A 19804-nucleotide genomic window follows, 5' to 3' on the forward strand; every position below is an offset into this window, starting at 1 on the left:
TGGAGTCGTGGAGGGGGCGGTGTCAGCGGTGGGCGAGGGCGACCCGCGCCCTGCGCACCGGCAGGCCGAGCAGGACCAGGGCGGCCGAGCCGAGCAGCGCGAGGACGGCCGCGAGGCCGAAGTCGACGGCGATGCCGGACGACGTCACGACGACGCCGCCGATCGTGGACCCGATCGCGAGCGCGACCTGGAGCGTCGTGACGAACATCGCCAGCCCGGCTTCGGCCACTGACGGCGTCGCCTGGACCATCCACGTCTGCAGGCCGAGGGGGAGCCCGCCCCAGACGAGTCCCCAGACCACGAGCAGCGCGAAGACCGCGATCGGCAGGTGCGCGGCGAGGGGGAGCAGCGCCACGGCCGCGGCGAGCACGAGGCCGCCGGCCACGAGCGTCGCCGGCACGGAGCGGGCGAGCGCGGCGCCGGTGACGAAGTTGCCGGCGATGCCGGCGACGCCGAACACGAGCAGCGCGGCCGAGATCCCGGCCGGGCTGATCCTCGCCGTCTCCTGGAGGAACGGGCTGATGAAGGTGTAGGCCGCGAACTGCGCGGCGAAGAGCAGCGCCGCCACGACGAGGCCGGTCCGGGCCCGCGGCACGCCGAACAGTGACAGCAGCTCGACGAGGCGCACGCGCTCGCGCGAGGGGATCGAGGGCAGTGCGATCAGCTGCAGCACCAGCGCGAGCAGGCCGAGCGCGGCGCCGAGGACGAAGGCGAGCCGCCAGGTCGACGTCGCGGCGACGAGTGCGCCGAGCGGCAGGCTGACGACGGTCGCGATCGAGATCCCGGCCGTGATGACCGAGGTCCCGCGGATGGTGTCCTCCGCGCGCAGCAGTCGGGGCGCGATGCCTGCGCCGACGGCCCAGAACCCGCCGAGTGCGACGCCGACCAGGATGCGGGCGACGAGCAGGACCGGGAACGCGGCCGCGGTCGCGGCGACGACGTCGGCGAGCACGAGGACCGCGCTGAGGCCGGCGAGGACCGTCCGCCGGTCGAGGCGGGAGGTGGTCACGGCCACGGCGGGCGCTGCGACGGCGGCGGCGAGGCCCGTGGTGACGACCATCAGGCCGGTGGTCCCGATCGGGAGGAACTCGGACAGGACGGTCGCGAAGGATCCGGCGGCGACGGCCGCGATCCCGAACCAGCCGCCCGTGCGTGTGCGGGTCATGGAGGTGCTCCTTGTCTCTGCTGGGCGGGACGTCGGGTCCCGCTGGAGCCGGCGGTCACCGGCCGGGGAGGAGGCGCCGGGACGCGGCGGCCGCGCTCGATGCGGCTGCCGCGTGCCCGGTGCGGCGGGGTCAGACGATGGTGCTGCCGCCGTCGACGGCGAGCTCGCTGCCGGTCATGCCGGAGCTCTGGTCGGAGACCAGGAAGAGGACGGCCGAGGCGACCTCCTCCGGCGCGAGGACGCGGCCGAAGGGGAGCCTGCTCGCGATCTTCGCCACGAGCGCGTCGCCGTCCTCCCCGGCGAGCCCCTTGAGGCCCGGCGTCTCGGTGGGCCCGGGGACGACCGTGTTGATGCGGATCCCGCGCGGCGCGAGCTCGGCCGCCCAGGTGCGGGTCAACGTGGCGACGGCGGCCTTCGAGGCGCCGTAGAGGCCGAAGGCCGGTTCGGTGCCCGACGCGGACGACGAACCGGTGACGACGATCGCCGACCCCTCGTGCAGGAACGGCAGCGCGCCCTGCACCGTGAGGGTCGTCGCGCGGACGTTCGTGCCGAACGTCCGGTCGATGTCCTCGGCCGTCACCTGCGCCAGCGGCTTGAACTCGCCGATCCCCGCGTTGACGTGGACCGCGTCCAGGCCGTCGCCGCGCTCCGCGACCGCGCGGTAGACCGTGGCGATGCCCTCGGGCTCGGTGGCGTCCGCGCGGATCGGCGTGACCGCGTCGCCGAGCTCCGAGCGGAGGGCGTCGAGCGCCTCCTGGCGACGGCCGGTGACGAAGACGTGGGCGCCCTCCGCCACGAACCGCTGCACGACCGCCAGGCCGATGCCCGACGTGCCGCCCGAGACCAGCGCCGTCTTCCCCTGCAGTGCTCCTGCCATGATGTCCTCCGAGTCGAGTTGTAGACTGCTTGTTCCAGAACCGTACGACATACTGGATCAATCAGTCAAATACCCGTCCCGGGAGGTTCCGATGCCACGACCGCGCATGTTCGACGAGGCCGACGTGATCGACCGCGCTCGCCGGACGTTCGCCGAGACCGGGTTCGCCGGGACCTCGCTCGACGACCTGCTCGAAGCGACCGGCCTGGCGCGGCAGAGCCTCTACAACGCGTTCGGCGGGAAGAAGGAGCTGTTCATGCGCGCCTTCCTCAGCGACACCGCCAGCGCCGTCGACGCGGTGACGACCGTGATGCGGAGCGCTGAGGACCCGATCGCCCGCATTCGCACGAAGCTGGTGAGCACCGCCGTCGAGCACGGGGCCGCGAAGGCGCCGGCGTCGCTGTTCCTGCGGGCCGCTGTCGAGCTCTCCGGCAGCGACCCCGAGGTCGCGTCGACCGTCACGACGGCCTTCGACTCGATCCGCGCCGACTACACCGCCTGCATCGCCGACGCGCAGCAGGCCGGTGAGATCGAGGTCGACGCCGACGCCGAGGCGCTCGGCACCTACTTCTGCGCCGTCATCGAGGGCATGTCGACGCTCGGCCGGGCGGGCGTCGCCCGAGCGACCCTGCTGCAGATGGGGCTCACGAGCCTCGCCGCAGTGCCGATCACGCCCCTCGGGCACGAGCGCCTCGGCACCGAGGACGGCGACTGGACCTGACGTCCTCGTCCGGTCGTGCGATCGGAGGCGACCGGCGGGCGCAGCGATGGACGGGTGCGGCCCGGGGCCGTCGGGTGCCGCCGCTCCACCCGGACGCTGCACTGGTTCCGCAGTCGATCGACCGGGCACACTCCATCCGTGGTCATCAGCAGTCGGCGGTCTCGGATGCGGTGGAGGGTGTCCGACGTCCTCGGGCGGCTCGCGCTCCTCGGGGGAGTGGCGTGCGCGGCGCTGATCGGCCGCAGCCCGTGGTGGGCCGCCGGTGTCGTTCCGCTGCTCGCGGTCGGGGTGTGGTCGACGATCGTGGGCTTCCGGGCGCAGCGGGATCTCGTGGCGGACGAGGCCCTCGAGGCGGCCGCGGAGTACGACCGCACGCATCCGTCCGCCGACACGGGCGAGGGGGACGACGGGCGGTCGCGGTGACGGGCGCCTGAGGCCGCGCCTCCGGGATCAGCCGCCGGGGCGGGCGCGCGTGAACGCCGGTGCTTCGTCCGCGGGGACGATGAGCCGCAGGTGCGCGGCCCCGCCGTGGACCAGCACCTCCGCGCAGCCCTCGAGGAGCGGGTCGGGCCGGACGGAGACCGCGGTGACGCGGTCGCCGCGGATCACCGTCCTGCTGGTCGACACGTCCGGCTGGCTGGAGTGCTGCACCCAGTCGCGGCGTGACAGGACGACGAGGTCGCCGCTGCCCGTGGACAGGACGGCACCGCTCAGTCGGGGTCGGGCGCGTCGGAGCCGCTGGACGCGGTACCTGCGCACGGCGGGCAGGCGGCTCGGGTAGGCGGTGAGCACCTCGAACGCCGCACGGCGACCCGCGACGGTGTTGTAGGCGTTCACGAGACCGACGTCGAGCGGACCGAGCGCATCCCGCTCGAGCTCCTGGCTCGTGCCGGAGAACTCCGACTCGTCGACCCAGTCGGCCAACCGGTCGGCGAACGTCGTCATCGTCGGCAGCGACGACCCGTTGAAGTGCACGTCGATCATCGATCCGTCGGCGGCCCACACGGTCAGCCAGCCGTCGAGGAGGGTCGATCCGCTGCTCACCGCGACGACCTCCGCCCGCGCGACCCGCTGCACCGAGAAGCGGTGCCCGCGTCGCGTGAGCACCTCGAGCTCGGTCGGCGTCAGCACGAGCAGCTGGTCGTAGAGGTGCGACCTCGGCGTCACGTCGCGGCGCGCCACGTCGCGGGGCACCTTCAGCACGGCCTGCGCACGGAGGAAGTCGATGTCGTGGGCCGCGAACACGCGCGGGACCTCGGACTCCTCCGACACCGGCAGGACCCAGGGGCCGAACGCGTCGTACTCGGGGCTGGAGTCGATGATCGCGACCTCCTTCGCACGCGGAGCCGCAGCGCTCCGCAGGTGCAGCACTCATGGTGCACCTGTTCCCTCGGGTGGATGCGCGGGTGCCGGCTCCTGGAGCAGGGAGCGTGCTGCAGCCGCGTCCATCGACCGTCGCCTGTGCACGAGCGGGAGGAGTCGCGCGACACCTCGACACCGGGCGCGTCGGGGACCGACAGGCTGCGGGGCACGCGATCGTGCGGGCCGAATCCGCGGCCGGCCGCTGGTCGGAGGTCGGGTACGGGATCTCCGGAGCCTCGAGCGCCGATCCGGCGGGTGCGTCCGGAGGGCGCGCACCCGCCGGAGCGACCGGTCAGTCGTTCTCGACCACGAAGTCCCAGCTCGCGAGCACGTCGTCCGTGCCGCCGGAGTAGCGCATGACGCCCTCCCCGGTCGGCATCGCGGCGCGGAGCTCGAACCGCGCCGTCTGCCCGGGGCGGATCGTGTCCGGGATCGCAGGCTGCCCCGGCACGGCGGCGACCCGGTAGACGGTGCCGAGGTGATCGAGCGTGTTGAAGTCGCCGGCGCGCAGGTGGAGGGGGCGGCTCGCACGGCTGATCGTGACGGTCCAGGTGCAGGTCGTGTCCTCGGGCTGCACGGGCAGTCCCTCGCCCGGCACCTCCGGCCCGATGACGGTCACCTGCACCGATCCGCCGTCGAGGTGGACCTCCACCGGGTCGCCCTCGGACGTCACCGCGGGGTGCTGCACGTCGGCGATCAGCATGCTGTTCGGCGTACCGGTGTCCTTCGGCAGCCAGCTGGGCAGCCCGCCGTAGGTGTCGGTCGGCGTCGGGCGGGCGGCGGTCGCGCACCCGGAGAGGAGGACCGCCGTCACGACCGCGACGCCCGCGAGCGCGCCGAACCGGCGCCGCGTCGAGGACGCGGCGCCGGCCGGTGCGTTCACGCGTGCTTCCGCGACGCGTTGTTGAAGACGTCCCGCCCGAAGGGGGCGAGACCCGGGGTGGCCGCGAAGCCGAGGTGACCCTTGCGGTCCAGGCCGCCCGAGACGGTGCCGGCCGGCAGCGCCGCGTGGTCCCGTCCGATGCCGACCTGGAACACGTCCTCCATCGTCCGCAACCAGCTGTAGTGGTCGTAGAAGCGCGTCGTCGAGGTGCCCGGCTTGATGAACGGGCTGATCAGCACGCTGCCGGTGTCGCCGCCGCCGGGCGTCGGGTCGGTCGCGTCGAACAGCGGGTCCGGCGTCTGACCGGCGGCCAGGTGGCCCGGCTGGCCTTCGGCGCTGAGCGTCAGGCTGGTCACGGCCCCCGTCGGCGTCACCGGCGCGCCCGACTGGTCGACGAGCTGCAGGGAGCCCTTGACCGCGGATCCGGTGCTGGTCGTCGGGAACTGCGGCCCGGTGTCGCTCACCGTGCCGACGAACGTGTCCGCCGGGATGGGGCTGGTCCCGCCGGGGCCGGTCCGGTCGACCGTGTCGACCACCTGCCGGCCGGTGTCGATCGCGACGGCGGACTGGTCGGCGATGAAGGTCGAGCCGGTGGAGCCCGTGACCGCGTCCGTGCGCGCTGCAGGCGTGGTGCCCGAACCGCCGCGGACCAGACCCGGCACGCAGTTCGCGGGGACGGGGGAGGGGGAGGTCGCCGTGCAGGCGGCCGGCCGGTCGATGAACGCGTTGTTGCCCGGACCGGGGTAGAGCTGGTCGCCCTTCGCGTCCGTGCCCAGCGTCGAGTTCACGCCGGTCGGCTCGTGGTGCACGTCGCGCCCGAAGATGTTCTCGCCCGCCGCGTCCGCCTTGATGGCCGTCTTCGCGTTCGGCTGGTCCTTGCGCGTGGGGCCGTAGGCGTTCGCGTTGTTGAAGCTGTTCCCGGTGTAGGTGAACGGCGGGTTCGCCTCGTCGAACGTGATGTCGATGAGGCCGCCGTCCTTGAACGCCGCGGAGCGCTCGATCATGGGCACGTAGTACTTGAGGAACAGGTCGGAGGCGTAGAGGCCGCCGGTCTGGTTCTTGGGGGTCGTCGCCTGCGGGTCCGGTGCGCCCTTCTGGTAGATCGCCGCACCGGTCGAGGTGAACGCACCGGAGAGGTTGTTCCCCTTGCAGACGGCGTCGTGCGCGTCGCTGCAGTTGTTCGGCGTGATCCAGCTGAAGGCCGGCGTCGTCGACTTCTTCTGCAGGTCGTGGAACAGCCCCTTCGAGGCGCTGTCGAGGTTCGCGATGTGGTTGGCGTCGCAGTCGCTGCCGCCGTGCACCGGCTTCGTCAGCGCCGGCTTCGTGATCCCGGTGACCGACTTCGTGCCGGTCAGGCTGTGGAACCACGGGAACGGGAAGTGCTTCGCGACGTACTGGTCGTTCGGCTGGGCGCCGGTGAAGCTCGTCACCCCGGCCGGGAACGGGTTCGCGGCGGTCGCGCTCATCGCCGTCGGGTTCGTCGTCGGGTCGTTCGCAGCCGTGCCGGGGCCGCCGCAGACGGCGTCCTCGCGGCCGGGCTGGTTCCCGAGGTCCTGGGCGTAGCCCTTCCAGGTCCTGCCCGCCGCGTCGAGCTGGTTGAACAGCGTCGGCGCGTCCTGCGGGTAGGTGCAGCCGTTCACCCCGTTGGGCGCGTTCGCGCCGCTCGGCTGCGCCGGGTTCGCGAGCGAGGCGACCTGGCCGCGGTTCTTCCCGGAGCGGACGATGGAGGCGTTGCTGCCGAAGTCGAAGTCCTTGACGCTGCAGTCCGACTGCGTGTCCTCCTCCGGCGCCTGACCGGACACCATCGACAGGTAGTTGTCCTGGCTCGAGTGGCCGGTGCCGTAGTAGTTCTTGAGCAGCACGCCCTGCTTCGGCAGCGTCTTCCAGAGGTAGCTGTTCTGGTTCAGCCCGGTGAAGGTCGCGTCGTACGACTTGTTCTCGAGGATGATCAGCCACACGTGCTTGATCTGCCCGGCCTTCAGGCCGGTGCTCGTGATGGAGACGGAGTGCTTCGAGCGGATCGGAGCAGCGGTGGACGAGGTCGCGGTGAACACGCCGGCCAGCACGAGGCCGGTGGCGGCGACCGCTGCGACGAGCGCTCGAGCGCGTCGCGGGGGGTGGAGGTATCTCACGCCTCGGTTCTAATCCGCGGGCACCAGGCCGTCCGGTGCCCTCCGTGAACCGCGGCTGAACGGGAGGGGAACCGGACGTGTGCGCTCGGCGAGGCGTCACCGACCGTCGCGGACCGTGCAAATGACATGACCGCGTCCCGTTGCCGCGTGGGGGCATCGGCCTAGGCCGTCGGTGCCCCGGTGCGCATGAGCCCGACCACGTCGTCCGCGACCTGGTTGGTCGCGGCCAGGTCGCGGATCACCTCGGCGACCCGGCTGCCGCGGAGGCCGGCCGTCGTGAGGGCGCTGTCGCGCACGAAGGTGAAGACGCCGCTCACCGGGAAGGCGGTGATGTGCTGCGCCAGCTCGCGCTGCGCGGCGAGCGTGGCCGTGAACGCGGGGGTGTCGAACGCGCGGCGGCGAGCCAGCGGATCGGTGAAGGCCACCTCGAGCACGACGAGCCGCACCCGCTCGGCGACGACCGTGTGCGCCACGTTCGGCGCCGGAGGGTTCGGGGTGCTGTTGTCGTGGTCGTCCGGAGCGTGCACCCGCACTTTGATCGCGCCGGGCGCGGTGGCGACGGCGTCCGCGACCTCGCCGCGGAGCAGGTCGGCGAGCCGCTCCGCCTGCCCGGCGCGGGGCGTGAAGTGCACGTGGAGGCGGTCGTAGCGGTCGGGCCCGTTCGGGATCGGGTCGGGCTCCCGGTCGAAGACCGTCGTCGATCCGGTCGGCAGCGGGTAGGCGACGGTCTCCTCGAACACGTTCTGCTCGTCGCCGAAGAGGATGCTCGACGCGCGCTGGAACTCCTGCTGCGCCGCCTCCGACGGCCAGCCGATCTCCACCGCGCCGTCGAGGACGTAGCCGGGCAGCGGTGCGACCCCGTCGATCACCGGCCAGAGGTGGGCGTCCTGCGTGCGGGCGAAGTGGTGCTGCACGTAGAAGCCGAGCGCCGGGATCCGCGCGCAGAGCGGGCCGTGCGCATCGCGCCAGTACGCACGGAACCGCTCCTCGGGCACCGTGCTGCGGCCGACGACCGTCGTGTAGGAGTTCACGGCGATCGCGGCGTCGCGTGCGGCGAAGTCGGGGCTGGAGATCGTGTCGGGCATCTGGGCCCCAACGCTCCGCGGCCCCCGGTGTTCCTCATCGGGTCCGGGGGCGCAGCGGGCGGAACCCGCTGCGCCCTCGGCCTCACTGCGCCGCGGGCTCGTCCGCGCGGACGTCGAGCTGCCACACGACGCCGAAGCGGTCGCGCAGCTGGCCGGACAGCGGCGACCACGCGGACGCGCCGAGCGGCTGGCGGATCTCCGCGCCGTCCGACAGCCCGTGCCACGCCTCGGTGATCTCCTCCGCGTCGTCCCCGCTCAGGAAGACGTAGAAGGCGTTCGAGCCCTGGTCGTAGGGCTGGTGCGGCCAGACGTCGAACGCCATGATCCGGATCCCCGAGGTGGTCTCGACCTGTCCGAACACGATGCGGTCGGCCCACGCGGGGTCGTCGGAGGCACCCATCTGCCCGTAGGTGACGGCGACCGGCTCGGTGCCGAACGCGGCGGCGTAGAAGGTGAGCGCCGCGAGCGCGTCGCCGTCGAAGTTGAGGTGGGGCGTGGTGGCGATGGTCATGTGGACTCCTCGGTGTGGCAGCCGGGTCCGGCCGCTTCGCCGATGATGCTTCCGGCCGATGCGGTCAGATCCTGTCCGCTTCTCGCGGCAGACTGCTCGCATGGCCGATCCGTCCTCGCGCTTGCTGACCCTGCTCTCGTTGCTGCAGGTGCGGCGGGACTGGGCCGGTGACGTGCTCGCCGACCGGCTCGGGATCAGCCCCCGCACGGTCCGGCGCGACGTCGACCGGCTGCGGGAGCTCGGCTACCGGATCGAGTCGCTGCGCGGTCCGGCCGGCGGCTACCGGCTCGCGAGCGGATCGGAGCTGCCGCCGCTGCTGTTCGACGACGACCAGGCCGTCGCCGTCGCGCTGGCCCTCGCCGTCGCGCCCGCTTCGGGTGCGGACATCGCCGAGGCCGCGACCCGGGCGCTGGCGACGGTGCGCCAGGTCATGCCGTCCCGCCTGCGGGCGCGCATCGATTCGGTCGAGGTCGTCGCCGCCCCCGGGGCCTCGGTGGTCGATCCGGACGTGCTCGTCGCGGTCAGCGAGGCGACGCGCCAGCACGAGGTCCTCCGCTTCGCCTACGCCTCGCCGGGCGAGCCCGGCGACGGGGCGCCGCGCCGGGTCGAGCCGCACGCGGTGCTCGCCCGCGGCGGGCGGTGGTACCTGCTCGCGTGGGACGAGGACGCCCGCTCAGCAGCCGACCCGGAGGCGGCGGGGGACTGGCGCACCTTCCGGATCGACCGGCTGGCGCCGAGCGCGCCGACCCGGCGGACCTTCCGCCCGCGACCGATCCCGGGCGGGGACGCGGCGCGGTTCGTCGCGGCCCGGTTCAAGGGTTCGTCGACCGAGGACGTATGGCCCTGCACGGGCACCGCCGTCGTGCGCCTGCCCGTCGCGCGGGTGGCGCCGTTCGTCGATCCGGACGCGGCGCTCGAGCCGCTGGGGCCGCAGCGCACGCGGGTCACGCTCGGCTCCTGGTCGTGGACCGCGCTCGCCGCGCGGTTCGCGGGCTTCGGCGCACCCTTCGAGCTGGTCGGTCCGCAGGCGCTCATCGACGGCGGCGGCGAGCTGGTCGGCACGCTCCAGCGCGCGCTCGACGGGCACTGACACGGCCGCCGCCGGCCCGTCGACCCGCGCGCCCGCCTGCCGGTTCGCCTGCCTGCCGTCAGGCTGCGGGACCGGTCGACGGTCCCTCCTCCGGAGCCGGATCGTCGCGGAGGCGGCTGGAGAGCACGGTGTCGCGCCAGGCGCCGGTGAAGGTCCCCGAGTTCCACGCGACCTGCACCGTGAGCCACTTCGCGAAGGACGACCCGATCGTGTTCCCGGGCATGCCCGGCGCGTCGCACCACCACACGTTCTTCGGCAACGACTCCACGGACGCGTCGTCGACGCTCGACTCGCTGCGGGCCGCGACCACGAACTGCGACCCGAAGCAGGACCACTCGGCGTACTGGGTCCCGACCCTGTACGCGAACGGGGTGCAGCAGGACCCGACGCAGGTGACCGTCTACTACGGCTCCCGCCTGAAGGACCCCAGCCGCACCCAGCCGTTCCCCGCGGGGTTCAAGGAGCTCGCCGGCAACGCGGCCACGCAGACGGACACCCCCGACCACCAGGGCAACCACTTCTCGTGCGCCGGGACCGGCGGGTCGATCGGGCGCTCCGCGGACGGCACGATGCCGATCTGCGCGAAGACGGCGCACATCGTCCGCCAGGTCGTGTTCGCCGACTGCTGGGACGGCCTGCACCTGGACAGCCCCGACCACAAGTCGCACGTCGCGCAGGTCGTCGCGGGGAAGTGCCCCGCCGCGTTCCCGGTGCCGATCCCGAACGTGTCGCTGGTGATCGACTACCCGGCCGGGATGGACGTCTCCCACGTCAGCCTCGCGTCGGGCACGACGTTCTCGATGCACGCGGACTTCTTCAACGCGTGGGACGACGACGCGCTCGCGCAGCGGGTGCGCGACTGCCTCGACCAGGGCGTCAAGTGCAACGCCGCAGGAGGGTTCTGACGCAGCCCGGAGCCACCTGATCCGGCGTTCCCGGTCGGCTTCGTGCGCCGGCCGGGAGCGCCGCGTCGATGAAGGGCTCGGCCGCCTCCGCACCTAGGGTCGCGGCGTGCTCTCCACCCTCCTGGTCGGTGCCAAATGGCTGCCGATCACGTCGCTGCTCGTGTTCGTCGTGCTCGGCCCCCTGCTCGGCGGGCTGCTCGCCCGGCGGCCCCGTGCCTGCGCGGCGCTGCTCGCGGGGTCGCTCGTCGCGGTCGTCGCGCTGACGCTCACGCCGGACGGGGATCCCTCACCGGCGGTGGCGTGCGCGGCGCAGCTGCCGTACCTCAGCGCGACCTCGGTCGAGTCCCTGGCGAACGTCCTGCTGCTCGCACCGACGGCGCTGCTGGCCGGCGTGCTGCTGCGCCGCCCCGCCGTCGCGGCGGGCGGCGCCGTGCTGCTGTCGGCGGCGATCGAGACCGTGCAGGCCGTCCTGCCGGGGATCGGCCGCGCCTGCGACACGAGCGACCTGCTGACGAACGCGCTGGGCGCGGTGCTGGGCGGCGTGCTCGCCGCGATCGCGCTGCGGCTCGCCCGGCGCCGTGCCCGGAGGTCGGGCGCGGCGGGCGGCGCACGGGTCCAGCACTCCTGAGCGGGCCGTCCCACGAAGCTCCGGGAGGGATGCGGACGGACTCGATCCGGAAGCATCGGTGCGTCCGAGAAGCGGACCGGTTCCATCCGCATCCGCTCGTAGCTTCGCTGCTCCACACCGAGCGGAGGAACACGGATGCGCACCATCGGAGCGATCTCGAGCCACGACCTGCCGACGGCCGGCAGGCGTCCGACGCCGGCGGCGAGCCGGCCCGAGCGGACGGCCGCGGTGCCCTTCCGGGCCTCCTGGCTGCTGACCGTCCTGCACCGGCACCCCGGTCACGGCGGTGCGAGGGCCGTCGATGGAGCGGTCGCCGCACCGCGTCGCGATCAGCCGATGCCGTTCTGCTGATCGGCCCGGGGGGCGCGGTCCGTCCCGCGTCCTAGCCTGCTGCCGTGGATGAGACCGGGAGCCCGACCTCGCGGGCGATGCGGACGCTCGACATCCTCCGGCTGCATCCCGGCATCGCCGCCGAGGACCTCGCCGCGCGCCTCGGCGTGACGGAGCGCGCCGCCCGCCGCTACATCGCGACGCTCCGCGCCGCCGGGATCTCGATCGAGGGGGTCCGGGGGCCGTCCGGCGGGTACCGGTTGAGCAGGGGGACCGCCCTCGCGCCGGTCGGGTTCACCGAGGAGGAGGCGCTCGGCCTCGTCCTCCAGGTCCTGAGCGGCAGACCGGCGGCCGGCCGGGACGACGACCTGATCGGCGGCGCCCTGCACAAGGTCGTCCGGGCGCTGCCCGACGCCGTCGGCCGCCAGGCGACGCTGCTGCGGGAGCGGGCCGCGGCGACGCCGGACGACCGCGCCGGCGAGCAGCCGGACCCGCTGCTCGCGAGCGAGCTGATCACGGCGATCGCCGTCCGCCGCGGGGTCGTGATCGAGTACCGCAGCGAAGCGGGCACGGCCCTGACGGTGGACGTCGACCCCTGGGGCGTCGTCGCCCGCGCCGGTCGCTGGTACCTCCTGTGCTGGGCGCACCACGTGGCCGCCGTCCGCACCTACCGCGTCGATCGCATCGGCTCGGTGCAGCGCACGACGCGCCGCTTCGATCCGCCGGACGACCTCGACCCGGTCGCCGCGCTCGGCGAGCACCTGGGCACCGGGTGGCCCTTCGCGACCCGGGTCGTCTTCTCCGCGCCGCTCGAGGCCGTGCGGCCGTGGATCCGGCCGCCGATGGGGCGACTCGAGCCGCACGAGGCGGGCTGCGTGCTGATCGGCACGACGAGCAACGCCGACATGTACGCGCGGGAGTGGCTGCCGGTCGTGCCCTTCCCGTTCCGCGTCGAGGGCGGGGAGGAGCTCCGCGCCGCCGTGGCCGCGCTGGCCGGGCAGCTCGCCGCGGCGCTCGAGCCCGACTCGAACGACGGCGGTGGCGAGTAGCGCTCCGCGCACCGCCGCGCCAGCCCCTTGACACGCCCGGGATCCGCTGTCCCTGTCGCTGGTGTGCAGGCCTCAATACGCTGCCGCCATCGCCGATCCTGGAGGCATCCGTGGCCGAGTCCGATTCCATCGCCGACCGCGCGCACCGGGTGCGCACGAGCCTCGAGCCCTACGATCCGCAGACCGTGAAGGCCGCGGTGGACGGCAGGTGCCCGAAGTGCGACGAGCGCTTCGCCGTCGACGTCCGCAGCGATCTGGGCAGGATCACCTGCCCGAGCTGCGGGTCGTCCTTCGCCGTCTGAGCGCGGCCGCCCGCCGTGCCCCGAGGGGCGGATCGGCAGGGCGTGGCTCGGCGTCCCGTGGTCCGGTAGGAACGACGGGGCGGCAGGAGGGCGCGCGTGTTCGATCGAGCGGGTCTCGGAGCGTTCCTCCGCCATCGCCGCGGCGTGCTGCAGCCGGAGGACGTCGGCCTCACCCGCGGCCAGCGGCGCCGCACGGACGGGCTGCGCCGCGAGGAGGTCGCGGCGCTCTGCCACCTGTCCACGGACTACTACGCGCGACTCGAGCGCGGGGTCGGGCCGCACCCCTCCGAGCAGATCATCCTCGCGATCGCGCAGGGGCTGCACCTGACGCTCGACGAGCGCGACCACCTGATCCGCCTCGCCGGGCACCGGCCGCCCGTGCGGGGCGCGGCGAGCGACTTCGTGGCGCCCGGGCTGCTGCGGATCCTCGACCGGCTGGACGACACGCCCGCCGAGGTGGTCACGGAGCTCGGCGAGACGCTGCAGCAGAGCCCGCTCGGGATCGCGCTGCTGGGCGACGCGACGCAGCGGACCGGCCCCGAGCGGGCCCTCGGCTACCGGTGGTTCACCGACGAGCGGCTGCGGGACGCGTACCCGCCGGAAGAGCGGGAGCAGCTGTCCCGGGTGTACGCGGCGGGCCTGCGCGAGCTCGTGGCGCTGCGCGGTCCCGCATCGAGGGCGGCGCGGTTCGTGGCGCTGCTGCAGGACCACGAGGCCTTCCGCCGGGTGTGGGACGACTTCGAGGTCGGGCTGCGGCCGCCCGAGGTGAAGCGGTTCCTGCACCCCGCGGTCGGTGCGCTCGAGCTGCAGTGCCAGACCCTGCTCGATCCCGACCAGTCGCACCGGCTGCTCGTGTACACCGCGGTCCCGGGCAGCGAGAGCGCCGAGAAGCTGCAGCTGCTCGCGGTGATCGGCGCGCAGCCCGCCTGAGCCCTCCGGCTCGGCAGGATCCGCCGAGCCGCGGATCGGCGGGCCCTGGATGCGCCCCCTCTCCGCGCCGAGCATGAGTGCGACAGCACGATGCCCGGCCACCTGGAGGACTTCCATGCCCCGCTCCCATCCGTTCACCGTCCCCGACCAGACCGGTCGTCTCGCGGTCGTCACCGGCGCCAGCGACGGCATCGGCCTGGTCATCGCGACCCGGCTCGCGCAGGCCGGCGCCGCCGTCGTGCTGCCGGTGCGGTCGCAGCAGAGGGGCGAGGCCGCGGCGCAGCGGATCCGCGCGGACGCTCCGGCGGCCGACCTCCGCCTCCGCGCGCTCGACCTGTCGTCGCTGCGGTCCGTCGCCGCGTTCATCGCGGAGATGGAGGCGGACGGCCGGCCCGTCGACCTGCTCGTCAACAACGCGGGCGTCATGCGGCCGCCGCAGCGTCAGGTGACGAGCGACGGCTTCGAGCTGCAGCTGGGCACCAACCACCTCGGGCACTTCGCGCTCACGACGGGCCTGCTGCCGCTGCTCCGCGAGGGGCGCGCCCGCGTCACCCACCAGACCAGCGTCGCCGCGCGCAGCGGGGGGATCCGCTGGGACGACCTCCAGTCCGAGCGCGACTACCGCGTGATGCAAGCGTACGCGGCGTCGAAGATCGCCGTCGGCCTCTTCGCCCGGGAGCTCGACGCCCGCAGCCGTCTGAACGGGTGGGGCATCAGCAGCAACCTCGCCCACCCCGGCGTCGCGCCGAGCAACCTCCTGGCGGCCCAGCCCGGGATGGGCCGCAGCGGCGCCGCGCCCGAGCGTCGCCTGATCGGCGCGCTCTCCCGCATCGGCGTCGTCGGCACCGTCGCGGGCTCCGCGCTGCCGGCGCTGCTCGCCGCGACCGGGCCCGACTCGGAGGGGGACGAGTTCTTCGGTCCGAAGCGCACGCTCGCGGGGCCGCCGACCCGGCAGGCGCTGTGGGCGCCGCTCGAGCGGATGGACGACGCGCGCCGCCTGTGGGAGGAGTCGGAGCGCCTGGTGCAGGCGCCGGTGGCGTGACCGCACCCCCGGCGGCTGAGCGGACTCCGTCAGTCCCAGGGGCGACGGCGGTGCGAGCGCACCAGGATCCCGATGAGCCAGGCGGCCAGGGCGACCAGCACGAGGGCGACGACCAGGAGCCCCCACCAGGGCAGCAGACCCGTCTCGACGCCATTCGAGTCGTCGCAGACCTCGGTCCCGATCGTGCAGGAGGTCAGGATGCCGGGCACGGGCGGACGCTACCGCGGAGCGCCCGCCGGGTCACGGGTTCAGCGGGTCCGATCGACGATCGCGGCCAGCGCCTCCCGAGCGGTCGAGAGCTCGTCGATCCGCCGCGTCATCTGCGCCAGCACCGCCGCGAGCTGATCGTGCGTCGCGCGGTGCACCTCCGGTGAGGCGTCGCCGCTGCAGGCGAGCACGGAGCGCGCCAGCTCCCGGTCCACCCCGAGCTCGAACAGCAGGTGCAGGTCGCGCGCCGCGGTCACCACGTCGTCGCCGTACTCGCGGTAGCCGTTCGCGCCGCGCTCGGCGCTGATCAGCCCGTGCTGCTCGTAGTACCGCAGCGAGCGCGCGCTCACCCCGCTCCGCCGGCTCAGCTCGCCGATCTGCACGGACGCCTCCGTCGGCTTGACCTTGACACGATGTCAGACTCTACGGTCGGCGGCATGAGCAGGCATCCCGCACCCGTCGTGCAGCACGACGCCGTCCTCGTCGGAGGCGTGCGCCGGACCTTCACCGTCCTCGGTGCGCAGGAGGGGGCCGCCTCCCGACGGCTCGTCCTCGTCTTCCACGGGTCGAAGCAGTCCGCCGCCGCGCACCGGCGGTTCACGGGCGACGCCCTCGCGCCGCTCGCGCAGCGCGGGGAGGCCGTGGTCGCGTACCTCGACGGCTACCGGGGCAACTGGAACGACGCGCGCAGCGAGAGCTCCTTCCCCGCCCGACGCCGAGGGGTGGACGACGTCGGATTCGCTCGCGCCGTCGTCGACCGCCTGCGCGCCACCTGCGGGCTCGAGGGCCGCTCGGCCGTGATGGTCGGCTTCTCGAACGGCGGGCAGATGGTGCTGAGGCTGCTGCACGAGGCGCCGGACCTGGTCGCCGCCGCCGTGGTGGTCGCGGCGACGATGCCGGCGCCGGAGAACCTCCTCGACGGCGTCGCCGACCTGCCCGCCGCGCCCGTCCCGGTCGCGTTCGTGCACGGCACCCGCGACCCGATCGCGCCCTTCGCCGGCGGCGGCATGCGCCGCTGGGCGCAGGTCGTCTTCCGGGTGGGCGGCCGGACCCTGTCGGCGCCGGAGACCGCCGCCTACTTCGCGGCCCGCAACGGCATCCGAGCCGAGCCGGTCATCGAGGTCGTCCCGCCGCGCGCGGGGTCCGCCTCCGGGACCCGGGTCGTCCGGACCGCGTACCGGCAGGAGGGGGCGCCGCCGGTCGTGCTCCACGAGGTGCGGGGCGGCGGGCACACGATCCCCGGTCCGCGACCGGCGCCGCGCGTGCTCGGGAGGACCGCGACGGACGTGACGCTGCTCGAGCTCGTCGAGGAGGCGCTCGCGCAGCCCCGCTCGACGGGTGCCGGCATCGAGCGGGCCTGACCCCCGACTCGCACGCGTGCGCGACCGCGGACCCGGGCCGGCTCGGGCTCAGCCGTACGAGGGCAGCCCGAAGACGACCACGAGCGCCGCGGCGAACGCGATCACGAGCACCGCGAGCAGGCCGCGCGCCCGCACCGGGCGCAGCGCCGCCGGCACGAAGCGCCAGTCGTCGGCGGCGTCCTGCTGCAGCGGGCGGATCGAGTCGGCGGCCCATTCGTCGGTCACGGGCGCCAGTCTCCCGCTGCCGGCCCGCGGGCGGAAGAGCGTCGCGGCGTCACGCTCGCTCGGCCTCCCGCTCGCGCACGGCGAACCGCTCCTTCCACGCGGCGCGGTCGCCCCACTCCGCCAGGAAGCGCTCCTCCGTCAGCCGCGTCAGATCGAGCCGCATCATCGCGACCAGCCGCCGCGAGCGCAGCACGGGGGAGACCCCGCCCGTCACCTCCCGCCCGGTGCTGCTGCGGACGATCGCGATGCGCCGTGCGGCGATCAGCACCGGTTCTCCGGGCGGCGAGACCAGCGCCAGCACCAGGGTCGCCGCCGCGACGAGCCAGGACAGCAGGAGCAGCACCCACGTCAGGGGCGGCACCCGGCCGGCGGCTCGCGAGCGGATCTCGAGCGTCGCGGCAGCGGGGGCTTCGATGGCCATGCGGTGCTCCGTTCCGAGGCGGGACCGTGACCCGCGCCGCCGATGCTCGCGCATGCGGGCGGGCGCCCGCATCCCCGGAATCGGGAGCCGCGAGGGGCGGGGACCCCGTGGGGCCGCGCCCAGCAGCGGCAGGACCCGGACGGCGGTGGCCGATTCGCCGACGGCGGCCGAGTCCGCCCCGGGCACAGCGGGCGCGGGGTAGCGTCCGGCGCGTGGCGCAACGGTTCGAGTACGGCGACGGTCCCATGCAGTACGGGGTGCTCCATCCCGCGCAGGGCACCGCGCGCGGCACGGTGGTGCTGATCCACGGCGGCTTCTGGCGCGGCACCCCCGACTACTTCGACGGCCCGACGCCGCTCGCCGAGGCGCTCGTGCAGCACGGGTGGCACGTCTGGCAGATCGAGTACCGCCAGACGCCGAACGGCGGCGGCTGGCCGGGCACGCTCGACGACGTCGCGGCGGGCGTCGAGCACCTCGCGGTCGCCGCGGCTTCGCTGGGGCTCGACACCGGCTCGGTCGTCACCGTGGGGCACAGCGCGGGCGGCCACCTCGCCGTCTGGGCGCTGTCCCGGCCGAGCGGGGTGCTGCCCCTCGCCGGCGCGGTCAGCCTCGCGGGTGCGCTGAACCTGCGGCTCGGCGAGCAGGAGCACATGGGCGACGGTGCGGTGGTGGGCTTCCTCGGCGGCGGGTCGGCCGAGCACCCGGACCGCTACGCGGCGGCCGATCCGGTGTCGCGCATCGAGCCCGGGCTGCCCGTCCGGATCGTGCACGGCCGGCAGGACGACGTCGTGCCGATGAACCAGACGGACACCTATGTCGCTGCGGCGGAGCGGCTCGGCCAGGACGTGGCGATCGCCGTCGTCGAGGGCGATCACATGGCGGTCATCGACCCCGCGCATCCCGCGTTCGACCGCCTGCTCGCCGCCCTCGACGAGATCGTGGCCGACCGCCCCGCTCGTCAGCAGGGTTCGACCGTGCCCCCGAGCCGAGTCCTGGCCCCGACCGTCACCGCCGGGACGAAGGGGCCCGCCTCCTACTTCCCGAGCATCGAGCGGACGTACGGCCGCCCGATCCAGGAGTGGCTCGACCTCGTCGTCGAACGGCTCGAGGGACGCCGGCACATGGAGGTCGTCGACCTGCTCAAGACCGAGCACGGTCTCGGGCACGGTCACGCGAACGCGCTGGTCGCCTACGTGCGGCAGCACCAGGCCGACTGACCGGGCGGGTCAGGCCGAGGCCCGGCTCCCGTCGTCCGACACGACACCCGCGCGCCGCACGTCGTCGATGACCCGGTCGAGCCGCTCGTGGGCCGCCGTCAGCTCGCGCAGCCGCTCGGCGATCGCGTCGCGCTCGTGCTCCATCAGCGCGAGCATCGAGGTCGTCGCCACGCCCGTGGCGAAGCAGGGCAGCAGGTCGACGATCACCCGGCTGGGCACGCCCGCCGCGTACAGCTGCTGGATGAAGTGCACGCGCTCGACCGCGCTCGGCGCGTACACGCGCTGCCCGCCGGCGGTGCGCTCGGACCCGAGCAGCCCCTGCTGCTCGTAGTAGCGCAGCGAGCGCACGCTCACCCCCGCGCGGCGCGCCAGCTCGCCGATCCGGAGCTCCTGGCCCTCGTCCTCGCGGTCCGCGTCCACCGGTGAGCAGGTGTGCTCCACCTCCCGCACGGTCACGACGAGGGCGCTTGCACCTGACACGGGTGTCAGGTTACAGGCTGGTGCTCGAGCGGGGGAGATCCCCGCCGCTCGGGAGGAAGTCATGGAGATCGAAGGATCGGTCGCGCTCGTCACCGGCGGCAACCGCGGCATCGGCCGCACGTTCGTCGAGGAGCTGCAGCGTCGCGGGGCGGTGAAGGTGTACGCGGCGGTCCGCCGGCCCGACGCCGTCGACATGCCGGGCGTCACGGCGCTGCCGCTCGACATCACGCGGCCCGAGTCCGTCGCGGCGGCCGCCGAGGCCGCACCGGACGTCACGCTGCTCGTGAACAACGCGGGGATCTCGTCGTCCACCTCCCTGCTCACCGGCGACCTGGCGACCATCCGGCTCGAGATGGAGACCCACTACTTCGGCACGCTCTCGGTCGTCCGAGCCTTCGCGCCCGTGCTGGCGCGCACCGGCGGTGGTGCGATCGTGAACGTGCTGTCCGCGCTGTCCTGGTTCGCGGTCGAGGGCGCGAACCCCTACGCGGCGGCCAAGGCGGCGGAGTGGAGCATGACGAACGGGGTGCGGCTGGAGCTCGCCCGGCAGGGGACGCTCGTGCAGGGCGTGCACCTGGGGGCGGCGGACACCGACATGACCGCCGGCTACGACGGCGACAAGATCGATCCCCGCGACGTGGCGCGCGCCTCCCTCGACGGGCTCGAGCGGGGGGACGTCGAGGTGCTCGCCGACGACTGGAGCCGCATGATCAAGGGCACCCTCGCGCGCGACCCGATGGAGTTCTACGGCCCCGTGCTGTCGGGCTCGCGCTAGGCGACGGGGCCGGCGGGGCGGGCGGTCACTCCGGGTCGACCGGTGTGATGGCGCACGCGCACACCCAGAACAGCGACTCGCCCACCCCGGTGATCTCGCGCGGCCG

General features: G+C 74.2%; 25 protein-coding genes. 13 read left to right on the forward strand and 12 right to left on the reverse strand.

The features are described from left to right. Window positions 1-22: 22 nt before the first annotated feature. Both ABEA53_RS16505 and ABEA53_RS16510 read right to left on the reverse strand, forming a co-directional pair. Window positions 23-1165: an MFS transporter gene (locus ABEA53_RS16505; protein ID WP_345482415.1), complete on the reverse strand. Its 1143-nt coding sequence runs from the start codon at window positions 1163-1165 to the stop codon at window positions 23-25. Window positions 1166-1295: 130 nt separating this feature from the next. After that, complete coding sequence (locus ABEA53_RS16510) at window positions 1296-2042, reverse strand: SDR family oxidoreductase (protein WP_345482416.1); 747 nt, start codon at window positions 2040-2042, stop codon at window positions 1296-1298. Between the two features lie 91 nt (window positions 2043-2133). Between ABEA53_RS16510 and ABEA53_RS16515 the strand changes: the two genes are divergently transcribed. Further along, window positions 2134-2763 carry a TetR/AcrR family transcriptional regulator gene (locus ABEA53_RS16515; protein WP_345482417.1) on the forward strand — a complete coding sequence of 210 codons (630 nt, stop codon included), beginning with the start codon at window positions 2134-2136 and terminating at the stop codon, window positions 2761-2763. 177 nt (window positions 2764-2940) lie between these two features. Next, entirely contained in the window at window positions 2941-3186 is a 246-nt protein-coding gene (locus ABEA53_RS16520) for a hypothetical protein (RefSeq protein WP_345482418.1), read from the forward strand. Between the two features lie 27 nt (window positions 3187-3213). Here ABEA53_RS16520 and ABEA53_RS16525 read toward each other — a convergent pair whose 3' ends face one another. The 5 genes from ABEA53_RS16525 to ABEA53_RS16545 form a co-directional block, all read right to left on the reverse strand. Continuing rightward, window positions 3214-4134, reverse strand: coding sequence for a hypothetical protein (locus tag ABEA53_RS16525; RefSeq protein WP_345482419.1), 921 nt, complete (start codon window positions 4132-4134; stop codon window positions 3214-3216). Window positions 4135-4417: 283 nt separating this feature from the next. Continuing rightward, window positions 4418-5008, reverse strand: coding sequence for a hypothetical protein (locus ABEA53_RS16530; RefSeq protein ID WP_345482420.1), 591 nt, complete (start codon window positions 5006-5008; stop codon window positions 4418-4420). Next, window positions 5005-7140, reverse strand: coding sequence for an alkaline phosphatase family protein (locus ABEA53_RS16535; protein WP_345482421.1), 2136 nt, complete (start codon window positions 7138-7140; stop codon window positions 5005-5007). Before ABEA53_RS16535 ends, ABEA53_RS16530 begins: the two co-directional genes overlap by 4 nt. 161 nt (window positions 7141-7301) lie before the next feature. Further along, window positions 7302-8225 carry a hypothetical protein gene (locus ABEA53_RS16540; RefSeq protein ID WP_345482422.1) on the reverse strand — a complete coding sequence of 308 codons (924 nt, stop codon included), beginning with the start codon at window positions 8223-8225 and terminating at the stop codon, window positions 7302-7304. Between the two features lie 82 nt (window positions 8226-8307). After that, on the reverse strand, window positions 8308-8736 hold the full coding sequence (locus ABEA53_RS16545) for a VOC family protein (RefSeq protein ID WP_345482423.1): 429 nt from the start codon (window positions 8734-8736) through the stop codon (window positions 8308-8310). Window positions 8737-8836: 100 nt separating this feature from the next. Between ABEA53_RS16545 and ABEA53_RS16550 the strand changes: the two genes are divergently transcribed. The 8 genes from ABEA53_RS16550 to ABEA53_RS16585 all read left to right on the forward strand — a co-directional run bounded on the left by ABEA53_RS16550 (window position 8837) and on the right by ABEA53_RS16585 (window position 15012). Beyond that, window positions 8837-9826, forward strand: a complete 990-nt coding sequence (locus ABEA53_RS16550) for a helix-turn-helix transcriptional regulator (protein ID WP_345482424.1) — start codon at window positions 8837-8839, stop codon at window positions 9824-9826. A 128-nt stretch (window positions 9827-9954) separates the two neighbouring features. After that, window positions 9955-10731 (forward strand): DUF1996 domain-containing protein, encoded by a 777-nt coding sequence (locus ABEA53_RS16555; protein WP_345482425.1) that lies wholly within the window; start codon window positions 9955-9957, stop codon window positions 10729-10731. A 106-nt stretch (window positions 10732-10837) separates the two neighbouring features. After that, complete coding sequence (locus tag ABEA53_RS16560; RefSeq protein ID WP_345482426.1) at window positions 10838-11359, forward strand: VanZ family protein; 522 nt, start codon at window positions 10838-10840, stop codon at window positions 11357-11359. Between the two features lie 135 nt (window positions 11360-11494). Then, window positions 11495-11710 carry a hypothetical protein gene (locus ABEA53_RS16565; RefSeq protein WP_345482427.1) on the forward strand — a complete coding sequence of 72 codons (216 nt, stop codon included), beginning with the start codon at window positions 11495-11497 and terminating at the stop codon, window positions 11708-11710. Between the two features lie 44 nt (window positions 11711-11754). Continuing rightward, on the forward strand, window positions 11755-12738 hold the full coding sequence (locus ABEA53_RS16570; protein WP_345482428.1) for a helix-turn-helix transcriptional regulator: 984 nt from the start codon (window positions 11755-11757) through the stop codon (window positions 12736-12738). Window positions 12739-12848: 110 nt separating this feature from the next. Then, window positions 12849-13040 carry an FmdB family zinc ribbon protein gene (locus ABEA53_RS16575; RefSeq protein ID WP_345482429.1) on the forward strand — a complete coding sequence of 64 codons (192 nt, stop codon included), beginning with the start codon at window positions 12849-12851 and terminating at the stop codon, window positions 13038-13040. A 96-nt stretch (window positions 13041-13136) separates the two neighbouring features. Next, a complete protein-coding gene (locus ABEA53_RS16580; RefSeq protein ID WP_345482430.1) occupies window positions 13137-13970 on the forward strand; it encodes a helix-turn-helix transcriptional regulator in 834 nt (277 codons plus the stop codon). Window positions 13971-14085: 115 nt separating this feature from the next. Further along, the gene (locus ABEA53_RS16585; RefSeq protein ID WP_345482431.1) at window positions 14086-15012 is read left to right on the forward strand and encodes an SDR family oxidoreductase; all 927 of its coding nucleotides are present in this window, start codon (window positions 14086-14088) and stop codon (window positions 15010-15012) included. A gap of 29 nt (window positions 15013-15041) precedes the next feature. On the opposite strand, the gene ABEA53_RS16590 is transcribed toward ABEA53_RS16585, so the two are convergent. Both ABEA53_RS16590 and ABEA53_RS16595 read right to left on the reverse strand, forming a co-directional pair. Then, the gene (locus tag ABEA53_RS16590; protein WP_345482432.1) at window positions 15042-15221 is read right to left on the reverse strand and encodes a hypothetical protein; all 180 of its coding nucleotides are present in this window, start codon (window positions 15219-15221) and stop codon (window positions 15042-15044) included. Window positions 15222-15260: 39 nt separating this feature from the next. Next, window positions 15261-15602: a MerR family DNA-binding transcriptional regulator gene (locus tag ABEA53_RS16595; RefSeq protein WP_345482433.1), complete on the reverse strand. Its 342-nt coding sequence runs from the start codon at window positions 15600-15602 to the stop codon at window positions 15261-15263. A 54-nt stretch (window positions 15603-15656) separates the two neighbouring features. On the opposite strand from ABEA53_RS16595, the gene ABEA53_RS16600 reads away from it, so the two are divergent. Further along, on the forward strand, window positions 15657-16580 hold the full coding sequence (locus tag ABEA53_RS16600; protein WP_345482434.1) for a CE1 family esterase: 924 nt from the start codon (window positions 15657-15659) through the stop codon (window positions 16578-16580). Window positions 16581-16628: 48 nt separating this feature from the next. On the opposite strand, the gene ABEA53_RS16605 is transcribed toward ABEA53_RS16600, so the two are convergent. Beyond that, a complete protein-coding gene (locus ABEA53_RS16605) occupies window positions 16629-16805 on the reverse strand; it encodes a hypothetical protein (protein ID WP_345482435.1) in 177 nt (58 codons plus the stop codon). Between the two features lie 49 nt (window positions 16806-16854). Beyond that, window positions 16855-17226 carry a hypothetical protein gene (locus tag ABEA53_RS16610; protein WP_345482436.1) on the reverse strand — a complete coding sequence of 124 codons (372 nt, stop codon included), beginning with the start codon at window positions 17224-17226 and terminating at the stop codon, window positions 16855-16857. A gap of 212 nt (window positions 17227-17438) precedes the next feature. Between ABEA53_RS16610 and ABEA53_RS16965 the strand changes: the two genes are divergently transcribed. Continuing rightward, on the forward strand, window positions 17439-18443 hold the full coding sequence (locus ABEA53_RS16965; protein WP_425550647.1) for a DUF4287 domain-containing protein: 1005 nt from the start codon (window positions 17439-17441) through the stop codon (window positions 18441-18443). A 9-nt stretch (window positions 18444-18452) separates the two neighbouring features. On the opposite strand, the gene ABEA53_RS16625 is transcribed toward ABEA53_RS16965, so the two are convergent. Continuing rightward, a complete protein-coding gene (locus tag ABEA53_RS16625; RefSeq protein WP_345482437.1) occupies window positions 18453-18923 on the reverse strand; it encodes a MerR family transcriptional regulator in 471 nt (156 codons plus the stop codon). Between the two features lie 61 nt (window positions 18924-18984). On the opposite strand from ABEA53_RS16625, the gene ABEA53_RS16630 reads away from it, so the two are divergent. Next, the gene (locus ABEA53_RS16630) at window positions 18985-19698 is read left to right on the forward strand and encodes an SDR family oxidoreductase (RefSeq protein ID WP_345482438.1); all 714 of its coding nucleotides are present in this window, start codon (window positions 18985-18987) and stop codon (window positions 19696-19698) included. The last annotated feature ends 106 nt before the right edge of the window (window positions 19699-19804 follow it).

It is taken from the genome of Amnibacterium soli, assembly GCF_039544415.1.
In the GTDB taxonomy this organism is placed as follows: domain Bacteria; phylum Actinomycetota; class Actinomycetes; order Actinomycetales; family Microbacteriaceae; genus Amnibacterium; species Amnibacterium soli.

What these genes read in the sequence shown, in the direction of transcription:
- ABEA53_RS16505 (WP_345482415.1), bottom strand. Translation starts at nt 1,165, where the DNA reads ATGACCCGCACACGCACGGGCGGCTGGTTCGGGATCGCGGCCGTCGCC.
- ABEA53_RS16510 (WP_345482416.1), bottom strand. Translation starts at nt 2,042, where the DNA reads ATGGCAGGAGCACTGCAGGGGAAGACGGCGCTGGTCTCGGGCGGCACG.
- ABEA53_RS16515 (WP_345482417.1), top strand. Translation starts at nt 2,134, where the DNA reads ATGCCACGACCGCGCATGTTCGACGAGGCCGACGTGATCGACCGCGCT.
- ABEA53_RS16540 (WP_345482422.1), bottom strand. Translation starts at nt 8,225, where the DNA reads ATGCCCGACACGATCTCCAGCCCCGACTTCGCCGCACGCGACGCCGCG.
- ABEA53_RS16545 (WP_345482423.1), bottom strand. Translation starts at nt 8,736, where the DNA reads ATGACCATCGCCACCACGCCCCACCTCAACTTCGACGGCGACGCGCTC.
- ABEA53_RS16550 (WP_345482424.1), top strand. Translation starts at nt 8,837, where the DNA reads ATGGCCGATCCGTCCTCGCGCTTGCTGACCCTGCTCTCGTTGCTGCAG.
- ABEA53_RS16565 (WP_345482427.1), top strand. Translation starts at nt 11,495, where the DNA reads ATGCGCACCATCGGAGCGATCTCGAGCCACGACCTGCCGACGGCCGGC.
- ABEA53_RS16585 (WP_345482431.1), top strand. Translation starts at nt 14,086, where the DNA reads ATGCCCCGCTCCCATCCGTTCACCGTCCCCGACCAGACCGGTCGTCTC.
- ABEA53_RS16600 (WP_345482434.1), top strand. Translation starts at nt 15,657, where the DNA reads ATGAGCAGGCATCCCGCACCCGTCGTGCAGCACGACGCCGTCCTCGTC.
- ABEA53_RS16610 (WP_345482436.1), bottom strand. Translation starts at nt 17,226, where the DNA reads ATGGCCATCGAAGCCCCCGCTGCCGCGACGCTCGAGATCCGCTCGCGA.
- ABEA53_RS16630 (WP_345482438.1), top strand. Translation starts at nt 18,985, where the DNA reads ATGGAGATCGAAGGATCGGTCGCGCTCGTCACCGGCGGCAACCGCGGC.